Raw genomic sequence first — 16,353 nt, forward strand, 5'->3', positions numbered from 1 at the left:
TTGATTTTAGAACAACTTATTGTTTATCTTCAATCACTGTTACTTCTTTAATATAGATTGGTTTAACAGGGACATTTTGCTGTGGTCTTATACGTTAAGTTCGATATTCACAATCTTATCAACAATATTCATTCCTTTAATAGTTTTACGAAAACAGTATAGTTAAATTTTTTGGTGATTAGAGAAATTAATAATATTGGTTATTTTTGATATATACTTCTATAAAATGAATAAAATAATTAATGTTTATTTAACATGTATAGGAAATACAATGAAAAAAATATTATCTTCAATAGTAAAAACGCTAAAAAAAACTTTATCTTCTGGTGAACAAAAAAAATATGAAAAAGCGTTTGATATATGTACACAAGAAGCGATGAATGGTGACTCTGACGCACAATTTAATTTAGGGCATATGTATTATAACGGTGAAGGAATCGAGCAAGATAAACAGAAGGCAGTTTATTGGTTTACAAAAGCAGCGGAGCAAGGTGAGTCATACGCCCAAAATAATTTAGGGAATATGTATTATAACGGTGAAGGCATAGAGCAAAATAAACAGAAGGCGGTATATTGGTATACAAAAGCAGCGGAGCAGGGTATCTCCAGCGCTCAGTATAATTTAGGGTTTATGTATAATAACGGTGAAGGAATAGAGCAAGATAAACAAAAGGCGGTATATTGGTATACAAAAGCGGCGGAACAAGATCTTATTAATGCACAATATAATTTAGCACTTATGTATGATGAAGGTGATGGAGTAGAGCGAGATATACAAAAAGCTATTGAGTTATATGCCAAAAGCGCAGAACTGGGGCAATCCGATGCACAATATAATTTAGCTGTTATTTATGATGAGGGTGATGGTGTAGAGCAAGATAAGCAAAAGGCTATATATTGGTATACAAAAGCAGCAGAACAAGGCAATCCCGAAGCACAATATAATTTAGCCGTTATGCACAAATATTGTGAAGGTATAGAGCAAGATAGACAAAAGGCGTTATATTGGTATACAAAAGTGGCGGAGCAAGGTAACCCTAATGCACAATACAATTTAGCGGTTATGTATGATGAAGGTGATGGTATAGAGCAAGATAAACAGAGGGCGGTATATTGGTATACAAAAGCGGCAGAACAAGATAATCCTGATGCCCAAAATAATTTAGGGTTTATTTATGGTCATGGTGAAGGTGTAGAACCAGATAATCAAAAATCGGTATATTGGTATACAAAAGCAGCAGAACAAGGTCTATCCAACGCACAATTTAATTTAGCACTTATGTATAGTGGTGATCATGGTATAGAGCAAGATAAACAAAAGGCGTTATATTGGTATGCAAAATCGGCGAAGCAAGGTAACTCTAATGCACAATACAATTTAGCGGTTATGTATGATGAAGGTGATGGTATAGAGCAAGATAAACAGAGGGCGGTATATTGGTATACAAAAGCGGCAGAACAAGATAATCCTGGTGCCCAAAATAATTTAGGGTTTATGTATGATAACGGTGAAGGCATAGAACAAGATAAACAGAAGGCGGTATATTGGTTTACAAAAGCAGCCGAGCAAGGAGCATCTGAAGCACAATTCAATTTGGCTATTAGATATCATAAAGGTGAAGGCGTAACACCAGATAATCAAAAAGCGATATATTGGTTTACACAAGCAGCGGAGCAAGGATATTTAGACGCACAATTCCATTTAGCGCTTATGTATTATTATGGGGAAGGTATTAAAATAGATAAGGAAAAAGCAGCTTTTTGGTTCATTAAAGCTTCGGAACAAGATTATCCCGATGCACAATCTATTTTAGCATATATGTACTGTAATGGAGACGGTGTAGAAATGGATAAGAAAAAAGCCGAATATTGGTTTACAAAAGCAGCAGGACGAAGTTGTCTTGATGCCCAATTAAGTTTAGCTAATATGTATAAGTATGGTGATGGCATCGAGCAAGATAAATATAAGGCGTTTTATTGGTATGAAAAATCGGCGAAGCAAGGTAACCCTAATGCACAATACAATTTAGCGGTTATGTATGATGAAGGTGATGGTATAGAGCAAGATAAACAGAAGGCGGTATATTGGTATACAAAGGCAGCAGAGCAAGGTGATTTATATGCACAATACAATTTAGCGGCTATATATGATGAAGGTGAAGGCATAGAGCAAGATAAACAGAAGGCGTTATATTGGTATACTGAAGCAGCAGAGCAAGGTTGTTCTCAAGCTCAATATAATTTAGGGAATAGGTATTATAGCGGTGAAGGCATAGAGCAAGATAAACAGAAGGCGGTATATTGGTTTACAAAAGCAGCAGAACAAGATAATCCTTATGCCCAAAATAATTTAGGGTTTATGTATGATAACGGTGAAGGAATAGAGCAAGATAAACAGAAGGCGGTATATTGGTATACAAAAGCAGCAGAGCAAGGTGATTCAGACGCACAACACAATTTAGGGTTTATGTATGATAACGGTGGAGGCATAGAGCAAGATAAACAGAAGGCGGTATATTGGTATGCAAAAGCGGCAGAACAAGATAATCCTGGTGCTCAATATAATTTAGCGGTTATGTATAATAACGGTGAAGGCATAGAGCAAGATAAGCAGAAGGCGGTATATTGGTATACAAAAGCAGCAGAGCAAGGTCATTCAAACGCACAAAATAATTTAGGGTTTATGTATGATAACGGTGGAGGCATAGAGCAAGATAAACAGAAGGCGGTATATTGGTATACAAAAGCAGCAGAGCAAGGTGATTTATATGCACAATACAATTTAGCGGCTATATATGATGAAGGTGAAGGCATAGAGCAAGATAAACAGAAGGCGTTATATTGGTATACTGAAGCAGCAGAGCAAGGTTGTTCTCAAGCTCAATATAATTTAGGGAATAGGTATTATAGCGGTGAAGGCATAGAGCAAGATAAACAGAAGGCGGTATATTGGTATACAAAGGCAGCAGAACAAAATGACCCTGAAGCACAATATAAGTTAGGAATTATGTATGATAAGGGAGATGGTGTTGCGCAGGATAAATCTTTAGCTAAAGAGTATTTTAAACAGTCTTGTGATCAACGTTTTGAAGCAGCTTGTGAAGAGTTAAAAAAATAATCCTATTATTTGATGAAAAACCACCTAAAATCACTAAGGTGGTTAGCTTTAAGTATTTGTTCATTTTATAACAATTTTTGTTTATCTTTAATCATTGTTACTTTTTTAACATAGATTGGCTCAACAGGCACACTTTGATGTTATCCCATGTGTTTGATTGCTACATTCATAATCCTTATTAACAATGTCAATTCCTTTAATGACTTTACCAGAAACGGCATAGCCATATTTTCTAGTAATCAAGAACATCAAGAACATCAAGAACATCAATAACATTAATAACAACAGCTGTTTTGGATACATATATTTATATATAATAAGTAAAATAAAAAATTAATGTCTGCTTTAACATGTATAGGAAATACAATGAAAAAAATATTATCTTCAATAATAAACACGCTAAAAAAAACTTTATCTTCTGGTGACCAAGAAAAATATGAAAAAGCGTTTGATATATGTACACAAGAAGCGATGAATGGTGACTCTGATGCACAATTTAATTTAGGGAATGTGTATTATAACGGTGAAGGTGTAAAACAAAATATAATAAAAGCAGTAGATTGGTTTACAAAAGCAGCGGAGCAAGGTCATTCTAGCGCACAATACAATTTAGCGTTGATATATGATAATGGTGAAGGGATAGAACAAGATAAAATAAAAGCAATAAATTGGTATACAAAAGCAGCGGAGCAGGGTATCTCCAGCGCTCAGTATAATTTAGGGTTTATGTATAATAACGGTGAAGGAATAGAGCAAGATAAACAAAAGGCGGTATATTGGTATACAAAAGCAGCGGAACATGATCATATTAATGCACAATATAATTTAGCACTTATGTATGATGAAGGTGATGGAGTAGAGCAAGATATACAAAAAGCTATTGAGTTATATACCAAAAGCGCCGAACTGGGGCAATCCGATGCACAATATAATTTAGCTGTTATTTATGATGAGGGTGATGGCGTAGAGCAAGATAAGCAAAAGGCTATATATTGGTATACAAAAGCAGCAGAACAAGGCAATCCCGAAGCACAATATAATTTAGCGTTTAAGTACGATGAGGGGGATGGTATAAAACAAGATAAGTTGAAAGCTATTTTTTGGTATACAAAATCCGCAGAGCAAGGTTATTTCAGAGCACAAAATAATTTAGGGTTTATTTATGGTCATGGTGAAGGTGTAGAACCAGATAATCAAAAATCGGTATATTGGTATACAAAAGCAGCCGAGCAAGGAGCATCTGAAGCACAATTCAATTTGGCTATTAGATATCATAAAGGTGAAGACGTAAAACCAGATAATCAAAAAGCGGTATATTGGTTTACAAAAGCAGCCGAGCAAGGATACTTAAACGCACAATTCCATTTAGCGCTCATGTATTATTATGGGGAAGGTATTAAAATAGATAAGGAAAAAGCAGCTTTTTGGTTCATTAAAGCATCAGAACAAGATTATTCCGATGCACAATCTATTTTAGCACTTATGTACTTCAATGGAGACGGTGTTGAAATGGATAAGAAAAAAGCCGAATATTGGTATACAAAAGCAGCAGAACAAGGTGATTTAACTGCTCAGCACAATTTAGCCGCTATGTATGATAGTGGAGATGGTGTTGAAATAGATAAGAAAAAAGCTGTATACTGGTTTAAAGAAGCTGCAGCACAAGGTAATCCTTATTCCCAATATAATTTAGCGGTTATGTATAATGAGGGTGATGGTGTTGAGCAAAACAAATCATTAGCTAAAGAGTATTTTAAACAGTCTTGTGATCTAGGTTTTGAACTAGCTTGTGAGGAATTAAGAAAATAATCCTATTATTCGGTTAAAAACCACCTTAAATCACTAAGGTGGTTTGCTTGAAGTATTTGTTCATTTTAGAACAACTTTTGTTTATCTTTAATCATTGTTGTTTTTTTTACATAGATTGGCTCAACAGGCACACTTTGATGTTATCCCATGTGTTTGATTGCTACATTCATAATCCTTATTAACAATGTCTATTCCTTTAATGACTTTGCCAAAAACGGCATAACCATATTTTCTGGTAATCAAGAAAATCAATAACAACGACTATTTTGGATACATATATTTATATATAATAAGTAAAATAAAAAAATATTAATGTTTGTTTTAACATGTATAGGAAATACAATGAAAAAAATATCATCTTTAGGGTTATCAATTCGCCGTTCTTTTTCAAATTATGCCTGTCCGTGTAAAACAGATTGCCAATAAAAAATCATAAAAAGCCTTTGTTGGATGTGCACAAGAAACCAAACAAGTAAATGCTAATAGGCAAAATTAAATTATTTCGGAAATCACTTTACCCCCCGTTTTTTATTAATAACACTCAATAATTGCTTTTTTTATTTGCCAATATTAAGAATAAGTTGATGCATTTATAATCTCAATAAAAATATCCATTCTGTTAATGATTTTTTTCAAAAAAACATAGCTATATTTTTCTATTGATTTATTATGAAAATAATATTAATAATTTTGTATCAATTTACTAAATACATTGATAGTTAATATCACTAAAATAATATCGGTAAAATAAACAAGTATTAATGTCTGCTGCAATAGGTATAAGGAAAACCATGAAAAAATATTTATCTTCTGGATTATTAGTTCTATGTTCTTTTTCAATTTATGCAAGCCAGTGCACTACATATATTGAACAAAAAAATTATGATAAAGCATTTGCTAAATGTACAAGAGAGGCGGCGAAAGGTAGTAATAAAGCTCAATACTACCTTGGGATTATGTATGATATTGGTAAAGGCGTCGTACAAGATCAACAAAAAGCCTTATTTTGGTATACAAAAGCAGCAGAGCAAGGTAATTCTAGCGCCCAATATAATTTAGCACTTAGGTATTATGAAGGTGATGGCATAGAGCAAAATAAACAAAAGGCTGCATATTGGTTTACAAAAGCCGCAGACCAGGGGGATGCTAAAGGTCAATATAATCTAGCGTTTATGTATTATAACGGAGATGGTATAGAGCAAGATAAACAAAAAGCTTTTGTTGTTTATAGCAAAAGTGCCGAACAAGGTATCCTCAAAGCACAATATAATTTAGCGATTATGTATGACGAAGGTGATGGCACCGAACAAGATAAACAAAAGGCGGTATATTGGTATACAAAAGCTGCCGAACAAGATCATCCTGGCGCTCAATATAATTTGGCTCTTAAATATTATAACGGTGAAGGTGTAGAGCAAGATAAACAAATAGCAGTATATTGGTATACAAAAGCTGCCGAACAAGGTGAGTCTAACGCCCAAAATAACTTAGCCTTTATGTATTATAAAGGCGATGGCGTAGAGCAAGATAAACAAATGGCGGTATATTGGTATACAAAAGCCGCCGAGCAAGGTTATGCTAACGCCCAAAATAACTTAGCTTTTATGTATAATAACGGAGATGAAGTCGAGCAAGATAAACCAAATGCGGTATATTGGTATACAAAAGCCGCCGAGCAAGGTCATTCTAGCGCACAATATAATTTAGCGCTTATGTATTACAGCGGTGATGGCATTGAACGAGATAAACAAAAAGCGGTATATTGGTATACAAAAGCCGCCGAAGAAGGTCATTCTAAAGCACAATATAATTTAGCGCTTATGTATTATAACGGTGATGGTATCGATCAAGATAAACAAAAGGCGGTGGATTGGTATACAAAAGCAGCAGAACAAGGATACTTAAGCGCACAATACAATTTGGCAACTATGTATGAGAATGGTGATGGAGTTAAACTAAACAAATCATTAGCTAATAAGTATTTTAAACAGTCTTGTGAGCTAGGTTTTGAAACAGCTTGTGATAAATTAAAACAGTAGTCCTATTATTTAATGCAAAATCACCTTAAATCATTAAGGTGATTTTTTGACGTGTTGATAAATGTTAGAGCAATTCATTGTTTATCTTCAATCACCATTACCTTTTTAATATATACAGGTGCATTTTGATATGTACCACCTAGAAGTTTAGTAGCTAGATTTGTAATTTTATCAATGATGTCCATTCCTTTAACATCTTTTCCTTAAACGGCATAACTATTGCTTCTGATAATTGATAATTAAAAAAAAATCAATAACAATGGCTATTTACGATACATACATTTATATATAATGAGTAACAAAAAAATTAATGTCTGTTCTAATCTGTATAAGAAATACATTGAAGATAGTTTTATCTTCTGATTGCTAACTATTTTTTATTTATAAATTTAGTTGGGTGATGGAAAACAAAAGCTGCACGAAAATTATATAAAAACATATGATAAATTAAAGCAATTAAACGAATAATTAAATTATTCTGCAAAATTACTTTAAATCACAGTTTTATCAAAATAGTATTCAATGAGTGATTTTTCTGTTTTTACCAAGATCAAAAATGAATTGATGCATTTTTAATCTCAATCAAAATATCAATTCTATTAATGAATTTTTCTGAGAAAAAAAGTTATAGTTTTCTTTGATTTTTTTATACTAAATTCTATTAATAATTTTGTATAAATGATTTTAAATATATTGATAGTTAATATCTCAAAAATAACATTCAAATAATATAAATAAGTTTTCATATTGAATATAAGGAAAATTATGAAGAAAGGATTATTAGTCATCTTATCACTTTTATTTTCTACTATTGTTTATGCTAATCAATGCAGTAAATATTGGTATAAGGAAAATTATGAGAAAGCCTTAACTTTATGTAAAGTGGAAGCAGAGCAAGGTAATACTGAATCTCAATATTTTTTAGCGTATATGTATGATGTAGGTAATGGTACAGAGCCAGATAAACAAAAGGCGTTTTATTGGTATAAAAAAGCCGCGGAACAAGGTAACGTAGATGCACAAAACAATTTAGCGGTTATGTACAATGAAGGTGATGTCACCGAGAAAAATATACAAAAGGCGTTTTATTGGTACACAAAAGCAGCGGAGCAAGGTAATTCCATTGCACAAAAAAATTTAGCGCTTATGTATGATAAAGGTGATGGTATAGGGCCTGATAAGCAAAAGGCGTTATATTGGTATACAAAAGCAGCAAAACAAGATAATGCTGATGCCCAATATAATTTAGCGCTTATGTATGATGAAGGTGATGGCATAGTGCCTGATAAACAAAAGGCGTTATATTGGTATACAAAAGCGGCAGAACAAGGTGAGTCTTACGCACAAAACAATTTAGCGATTATGTATGATGAAGGAAATGGCGTAAAGCCTGATAAGCAAAAGGCGTTATATTGGTATACAAAAGCGGCAGAACAAGGTAATGTTGACGCTCAATGTAATTTAGCGGCTATGTATGATGAGGGAGACGGCATAAAGCCAGATAAACAAAAAACGGTATATTGGTATACAAAAGCCGCGGAGCGTGGTGATGCTCAAGCCCAATATCTTTTAGCGTATATGTATGATAAAGGTAATGGTATTGAGCAAAATAAATCTTTAGCTAAAAAGTATTACCAACTAGCTTGCGAGCAACATTATGAAAAGTCTTGTGATAAATTAAATCAATTAACAGAATAATTAAATTATTTCAGAAAACATTTTAAATCACCGTTTTTCACAAAAAGCACTCTACGAGTGCTTTTTCTATTTTCCCTTAAGATCAAAAATGAGTTGAGGTATTTTTAATCTTAATCAAAATAGCCATTCTATTAATGATTTTTTCTGAAAAACTAGATATAGTTTTCTCTGATTTTTTATAAAAATCCTATTAATAATTTGTATAAATTTCCTAAATATATTGATAGTTAATATCCATAAAATAACATTTAAAAAGCATAAATAAGTTTTCGTAGTAAATATAAGGAAAATCATGAAAAAAGGATTATTAGTCATATTATCAGTCTTATTTTCTTCTGCAGTTTATGCCAATCCATGCAAATTATATTGGTCTATGGAGAGTTATGAAAAAGCCTTTACTCCGTGTAAAGTAAAAGCAGAACAAGGTGATGCCGAAGCTCAATATAATCTGGCATTCATGTATCACGATGGTAAGGGGGTTAAAGAAGATCTACAAAAAGCTTTATTTTGGTATTTTAAGTCAGCTGAACAAGGTAATACTAATGCACAAAATAATTTAGGGAATATGTATTATTACGGTGAAGGAGAACAACAAGATAAAGTAAAAGCGCTAAATTGGTATACAAAAGCCGCCGAGCAAGGTCACATAGATGCACAATATAATTTAGGGTTTATGTATAAAAACGGTGATGGCGTAGAACAAGATAAACAAAAGGCAGTATATTGGTTTACAAAAGCAGCAGAAGAAGGTGATTCCGACTCACAAAACAATTTAGCGGGTATGTATAAACGAGGTGATGGCGTAGAACAAGATAAAGAAAAAGCTGTAAATTTGTATACAAAAGCGGCGGAGCAAGGTAACTTTGCCGCCCAATATAATTTAGCGTTTATGTATTATGAAGGTAATGGCGTAGAACAAGATAAGCAAAAGGCGGTATATTGGTATACAAAAGCAGCAGAACAAGGTCATCCTAGATCACAATATAATTTAGCGCTTATGTATAGTGAAGGTTATGGTATAGAGCAAGATAAACAAAAGGCTGCATATTGGTATATAAAAGCTGCCGAACAAGGTCATTCTACCGCCCAATATAATTTAGCGATTATGTATAAAGAAGGTACAGGCTTAGAACAAGATGAGCAGAAAGCGTTATATTGGTATACAAGATCGGCAGAACAAGGATTTGCTGACGCCCAAAACAATTTGGGGAACGCGTATTATTACGGTAAAGGTGTAAAGCAGGATAAAATAAAAGCGATAAATTGGTATACAAAAGCGGCGGAACAAGGTCATTCTAGTGCCCAATACTATTTAGCGCTTATGTATGATGAAGGCGATGGTGTTAAGCAAAATAGATCCCTAGCACAAAAGTATTACCAACAAGCCTGTGATGGAGATTATCAAGAGGCTTGTAATAAATTAAAGCAATTAACAGAATAATTAAATTATTTCAGAAAACATTTTAAATCACCGTTTTTCACAAAAAGCACTCTACGAGTGCTTTTTCTATTTTCCCTTAAAATCAAAAATGAGTTGAGGTATTTTTAATCTTAATCAAAATAGCCATTCTATTAATGATTTTTTCTAAAAAACTAGTTATAGTTTTCTTTGATTTTTTATAAAAATCCTATTAATAATTTTGTATAAATTATTCTAAATACACTGATAGTTATTATCACTAAAATAACATTTAAAAAGCATAAATGAGTTTTGGTAGGGAATATAAGGAAAATTATGAAAAAAGGATTATTAATCATATTATCACTCTTATTTCCTACTTTATTTTATGCAACCCAATGAAAAATATATTTTTTATGGAGGGTAACAAACCTTTACGCCCAATAAAGTTGAATTAGGGCAAGGTAATGCCGATGTCCATATATTTTAGCGCTTATGTATGATGAAGGTGATGGTATGGAGCAAGATAAACCAAAGGCGTTATATTGGTATAAAAAAGACGCTGAACAAGGCAATGCTAACGGCCAATATAATTTAGCGGTTATGTATAGTAACGGTGATGGCATAGAGCAAGATAAACAAAAGGCACTATATTGGTACACAAAAGCGGCGGAGCAAGGTCATTCTAGGGCACAGTTTAATTTAGCGGTTATGTATAGTAACGATGAAAGTATAAAGCAAGGTAAACAAAAGGCGTTATATTGGTATACAAAAGCCGCAGAGCAAGGTCACTTAGAAGCACAAGACAATTTAGGCATTATGTATGATAAAGGCGATGGCATAAAGCAAGATAACCAAAAGGCACTATATTGGTATACAAAAGCCGCAGAACACGGTAATGATGATGCTCAAAAAAACTTAGCATTTATGTATTATTACGGTAAAGGTGTAAAGCAGGATAAAATAAAAGCGATAAATTGGTTTATAAAAGCGGCAGAACAAGGATTAGTTGACGCACAATTTAATTCAGCGCTTATGTATGATAAAGGTGATGGCGTAGAGCAAGATAAACAAAAGGCGCTATATTGGTATACAAAAGCTGCAGAACAGGGATTCCCTCAAGCCCAATATAATTTAGCGCGTAAGTATGATAAAGGTGATGGTATAGAGCAAGATAAGCAAAAGGCTTTATATTGGTATACAAAAGCGGCGGAGCAAGGTAACTCCAATGCACAAAATAATTTAGGGAGTAAGTATTATTTCGGTGATGGCATAAAAGAAGATAAACAAAAAGCGTTTTATTGGTATACAAAATCGGCAGAACAAGGTAATGCTTACGCCCAATATAATGTAGCGCTTTTGTATGATAAAGGTGATGGCATAGAGCAAGATAAACAAAAGGCACTATACTGGTATACAAAAGCCGCAGAACACGGTAATGATGATGCTCAAAAAAATTTAGCAATTATGTATTATTACGGTAAAGGTGTAAAGCAGGATAAAATAAAAGCGATAAATTGGTTTATAAAAGCGGCAGAACAAGGATTAGTTGACGCACAAATTAATTCAGCGCTTATGTATCATAAAGGTGATGGCATAAAGCAAGATATGCAGAAAGCTTTATATTGGTATACAAAAGCGGCAGAACAGGGATTCCCTCAAGCCCAATATAATTTAGCGCTTATGTATGATAAAGGTGATGGCGTAGAGCAAGATAAACAAAAGGCGGTATATTGGTATACAAAAGCGGCGGAGCAAGGTAACTCCAATGCACAAAATAATTTAGGGAATAAGTATTATTTCGGTGATGGCATAAAAGAAGATAAACAAAAAGCGGTATATTGGTATACAAAATCGGCAGAACAAGGTGATGCTGATGCCCAATTTAATTTAGCGCTTATGTATAGTAATGGTGATGGCATAGAGCCAGATAAACCAAAGGCGTTATATTGGTATACAAAATCGGCGGAGCAAGGTCATTCTAACGCACAGTTTAAATTAGCGTTTATGTATAGTGACGATGAAAGTATAAAGCAAGATAAACAGAAAGCTTTATATTGGTATACAAAATCAGCAGAGCAAGATAATCTTTACGCACAATACAATTTAGGGAATATGTATTATAAAGGTGATGGCGTAGAGCAAGATAAACAAAAGGCGGTATATTGGTATACAAAAGCGGCGGAGCAAGGTAACTCCAATGCACAAAATAATTTAGGGAATAAGTATTATTTCGGTGATGGCATAAAAGAAGATAAACAAAAAGCGGTATATTGGTATACAAAATCGGCAGAACAAGGTGATGCTGATGCCCAATATAATTTAGCGCTTATGTATAGTAATGGTGATGGCATAGAGCCAGATAAACCAAAGGCGTTATATTGGTATACAAAATCAGCAGAGCAAGATTATCCTTACGCACAAAACAATTTAGCGGTTATGTATGATAACGGTGATGGCATAGAACAAGATAAACAGAAAGCGTTATATTGGTATACAAAAGCGGCGGAGCAAGGTCATTCTAACGCACAGTTTAAATTAGCGTTTATGTATAGTGAAGATGAAAGTATAAAGCAAGATAAACAGAAAGCGTTATATTGGTATACAAAATCAGCAGAGCAAGATTATCCTTATGCACAAAACAATTTAGCGGTTATGTATGATAATGGTGATGGCATAGAGCAAGATAAACAAAAAGCGTTATATTGGTTTACAAAATCGGCAGAACAAGGTAATGCTGAAGCCCAAAACAATTTAGCGGTTACGTATGATAACGGTGATGGCATAGAACAAGATAAACAGAAAGCGTTATATTGGTATACAAAAGCGGCGGAGCAAGGTCATTCTAACGCACAGTTTAAATTAGCGTTTATGTATAGTAAAGGTCAAAGTATCAAGCAAGATAAACAGAAAGCGTTATATTGGTATACAAAATCAGCAGAGCAAGGTCACAAAGATGCCCAAAACAATTTAGGGGTTATATATGATAAAGGAAATGGCATAGAGCCAGATAAACAAAAAGCGTTATATTGGTATACAAAAGCGGCGGAGCAAGGTAACTCCATTGCACAAAATAATTTAGGTAATAATTATTATTTCGGTGATGGCATAGAGCAAGATAAACAAAAGGCGATAGAGTGGTTTAAAAAAGCGGCAGAACAAGGTGATGCTGATGCCCAATATAATTTAGCGGTTATGTATAGTAACGGTGAAGGCATAGAACAAGATAAGCAGAAAGCTTTATATTGGTTTACTAAATCGGCGGAGCAAGGTAACTCCATTGCACAAAATAATTTAGGTAATAATTATTATTTCGGTGATGGCATAAAGCAAGATAAACAAAAGGCGATAGAGTGGTTTAAAAAAGCGGCAGAACAAGGTCATTCTAACGCACAGTTTAAATTAGCGTTTATGTATAGTAAAGGTGAAAGTATAAAGCAAGATAAACAAAAAGCGTTATATTGGTATACAAAATCAGCAGAGCAAGGTAATGCTGACGCCCAATTTAGTTTAGCAATCATGTATAGTAACGGTGATGGCATAGAACAAGATAAGCAGAAAGCGTTATATTGGTATACAAAATCGGCAGAACAAGATAATGCTGCTGCCCAAAACAATTTAGGGTTTATGTATGATAAAGGAGATGGCATAGAGCCAGATAAACAAAAAGCGGTATATTGGTATACAAAAGCGGCGGAGGGAGGAAATAACCAGGCACCATATAATTTAGCGTTTTTGTATGAGAAAGGTGATGGTATTGAGCAAAATAAATCTTTAGCTAAAAAGTACTACCAACTAGCTTATAAAGGGAATTCTAAAGGCGCATGTAAAAAATTTAAAGTAATTAAAAGTGTAATTACTTTATTTCGAAAAACCTTTTTTAATCATCGTTTTTAAAAAGCACTCAATGAGTGCTTTTTCTGTTTTGATTAAGATCAAAAATAAGTTAATGCATTTTAAATCTTAATCAAAACATCCATTCTATTAATGATTTTTTCTAAAAAACTAGTTATAGTTTTCTTTGATTTTTTTATAAAAATCCTATTAATAATTTTGTATAAATTATTCTAAATACATCGATAGTTATTATCACTAAAATAACATTTAAAAAGCATAAATGAGTTTTGGTAGGGAATATAAGGAAAATTATGAAAAAAGGATTATTAATCATATTATCACTCTTATTTTCTACTTTATTTTATGCAACCCAATGAAAAATATATTTTTTATGGGAGTGATTAACAAACCTTCACGCCCAATAAAGTAGAATTAGGGTAAGGTAATGCCGATATCCATATATTTTAGCGCTTATGTATGATGAAGGTGATGGTATGGAGCAAGATAAACCAAAGGCGTTATATTGGTATAAAAAAGACGCTGAACAAGGCAATCCTAACGGCTAATATAATTTAGCGTTATGTATAGTGTGATGGCGTTGAGTAAAACAAATCATTAGCTAATGAGTATTTTAAACAGTCTTGTGAGTAAAGCCTTAAAAAATATTTTAATAAATCAAAAATTTAACCATGATTTTTAATGAAAAATCACTTTAGATTATTAAGGTGATTTTCTTTTAATGTTTATGAACATTAGATTAATTTATCTTCGATCACCATTATCTTTTAAATATAGATTGGCAAAATAGGGGGTATTTTGATCTGCACCAGCCATGCGTTTGGTTGCAAGATTGGTAATTTTATCAACGATATCCATTCCTTTAAATGATTTTTCCTAAAATGGTATAACCATTTTTCTGATAATTAAAAAAACCATAATGATGGCTATTTTATATATATATATTTATATATAATCAATAACATAAAAATATTAATGCTGGTTTTAACCAGTATAGGAAATACAATGAAAAAATATTTATCTGCGGGGTTGTTAGTCGTATGTTCTTTTTCAATTTATGCGAGCGAGTGCATTAGCCATATTGAGCAAAAAAATTTTAAAAAAGCGCTTGATAAATGTACACAAGAGGCGACAAAAGGTGATAATAAAGCTCAATACTATCTAGGCGTTATGTACGATGAAGGTGCTGGCGTAGAACAAGATCAACTAAAAGCAGTATATTGGTATACAAAAGCAGCAGAACAAGGTGAGCCTAATGCCCAATATAATTTAGCAATTATGTATAATAACGGTGATGGCATAGAACAAGATAAACAAAAGGCGGTATATTGGTATACCACAGCTGCGGAGCAAGGCCATACTAAAGCACAATACCAGTTAGCGGTTATGTATTATGAAGGTGATAGCGTAAAGCTAGATAAACAAAACGCAGTATATTGGTACACAAGAGCTGCAAAGCAAGGTGATTCTAGATCACAGTATAATTTAGCATTTATGTATAATAATGGTGATGGCATAAAGCCAGATAAACAAAAAGCTATATATTGGTATACTTTAGCTGCGGAGAATGGTCATTCTAAAGCCCAATATAATTTAGCTCTTATGTATAATAATGGTAATGGCATAGAGCCAGATAAACAAAAGGCGCTATATTGGTATACTATAGCTGCGGAGCAAGGTCAATCTAGCGCGCAATACAATTTAGCCCTCATGTATCATCAAGGAGATGGCATAAAACAAGATACGCCGAAGGCTATATATTGGTATACTAGAGCAGCGGAGGAAGGAGAATCCGATGCCCAATTTAATTTAGCGCTTATGTATAGTAATGGTGATGGCATAGAGCCAGATAAACAAAAGGCGGTATATTGGTATACAAAAGCCGCAGAACAAGGTCTCTCCAGAGCACAATATAATTTAGGGAATATGTATTATAAAGGAGATGGCATAGAGCCAGATAAACAAAAGGCAGTTTATTGGTATATAAAATCGGCAAAACAAGATGAGTCTAACGCCCAATATAATTTAGCGCTTATGTATGATATGGGTGTAGGCATAGAGCTAGATAAACAAAAGGCAGTATATTGGTATACAAAAGCCGCAGAACAAGGCCATTATGGTGCACAATTTAGTTTGGCTATTAAATATTATTACGGTGAAAGCGTAGAACAAGATAAAATAAAATCTGTATATTGGTTTACAAAAGCCGCAAAGCAAGGAAATGCTGAAGCACAATACAATTTAGCGCTTATGTATGCTCAAGGTGATGGCGTTGAGCAAAATAAATTTCTAGCTAAAGAGTATTTTAAACAGTCTTGTGAACAGGGGTTTAAAAAAGCTTGTAATAAATTAAAAAAATAATCCTAATAGTTGATGAAAAATCACCTTACATCATTAAGGTGATTTTCTTATAATGTTTATCAACATTAGATTAA

Annotated in this window: 8 protein-coding genes; all 8 read left to right on the forward strand. The window is 33.2% G+C overall.

What is annotated here, in order from left to right; genetic code table 11:
* Positions 1-271 precede the first annotated feature (271 nt).
* The 8 genes from DKK70_RS01115 to DKK70_RS01150 all read left to right on the forward strand — a co-directional run bounded on the left by DKK70_RS01115 (position 272) and on the right by DKK70_RS01150 (position 16,279).
* The gene (locus DKK70_RS01115; protein ID WP_181415878.1) at positions 272-3,118 is read left to right on the forward strand and encodes a tetratricopeptide repeat protein; all 2,847 of its coding nucleotides are present in this window, start codon (positions 272-274) and stop codon (positions 3,116-3,118) included.
* A 366-nt stretch (positions 3,119-3,484) separates the two neighbouring features.
* A complete protein-coding gene (locus DKK70_RS01120) occupies positions 3,485-4,927 on the forward strand; it encodes an SEL1-like repeat protein (RefSeq protein ID WP_181415879.1) in 1,443 nt (480 codons plus the stop codon).
* 791 nt (positions 4,928-5,718) lie between these two features.
* Positions 5,719-6,966: an SEL1-like repeat protein gene (locus DKK70_RS01125; protein WP_181415880.1), complete on the forward strand. Its 1,248-nt coding sequence runs from the start codon at positions 5,719-5,721 to the stop codon at positions 6,964-6,966.
* Positions 6,967-7,731: 765 nt separating this feature from the next.
* Positions 7,732-8,664, forward strand: coding sequence for an SEL1-like repeat protein (locus DKK70_RS01130; protein ID WP_110432389.1), 933 nt, complete (start codon positions 7,732-7,734; stop codon positions 8,662-8,664).
* Positions 8,665-8,956: 292 nt separating this feature from the next.
* A complete protein-coding gene (locus DKK70_RS01135) occupies positions 8,957-10,105 on the forward strand; it encodes a tetratricopeptide repeat protein (RefSeq protein WP_110432390.1) in 1,149 nt (382 codons plus the stop codon).
* A 441-nt stretch (positions 10,106-10,546) separates the two neighbouring features.
* Positions 10,547-13,960, forward strand: coding sequence for an SEL1-like repeat protein (locus DKK70_RS01140; protein WP_258363888.1), 3,414 nt, complete (start codon positions 10,547-10,549; stop codon positions 13,958-13,960).
* Between the two features lie 401 nt (positions 13,961-14,361).
* Positions 14,362-14,466, forward strand: coding sequence for an SEL1-like repeat protein (locus tag DKK70_RS01145; protein ID WP_258363889.1), 105 nt, complete (start codon positions 14,362-14,364; stop codon positions 14,464-14,466).
* A 457-nt stretch (positions 14,467-14,923) separates the two neighbouring features.
* Positions 14,924-16,279, forward strand: coding sequence for a tetratricopeptide repeat protein (locus DKK70_RS01150; protein ID WP_181415882.1), 1,356 nt, complete (start codon positions 14,924-14,926; stop codon positions 16,277-16,279).
* The last annotated feature ends 74 nt before the right edge of the window (positions 16,280-16,353 follow it).

It is taken from the genome of Gilliamella apicola, from assembly GCF_003202655.1.
Taxonomy (GTDB): domain Bacteria; phylum Pseudomonadota; class Gammaproteobacteria; order Enterobacterales; family Orbaceae; genus Gilliamella; species Gilliamella apicola_R.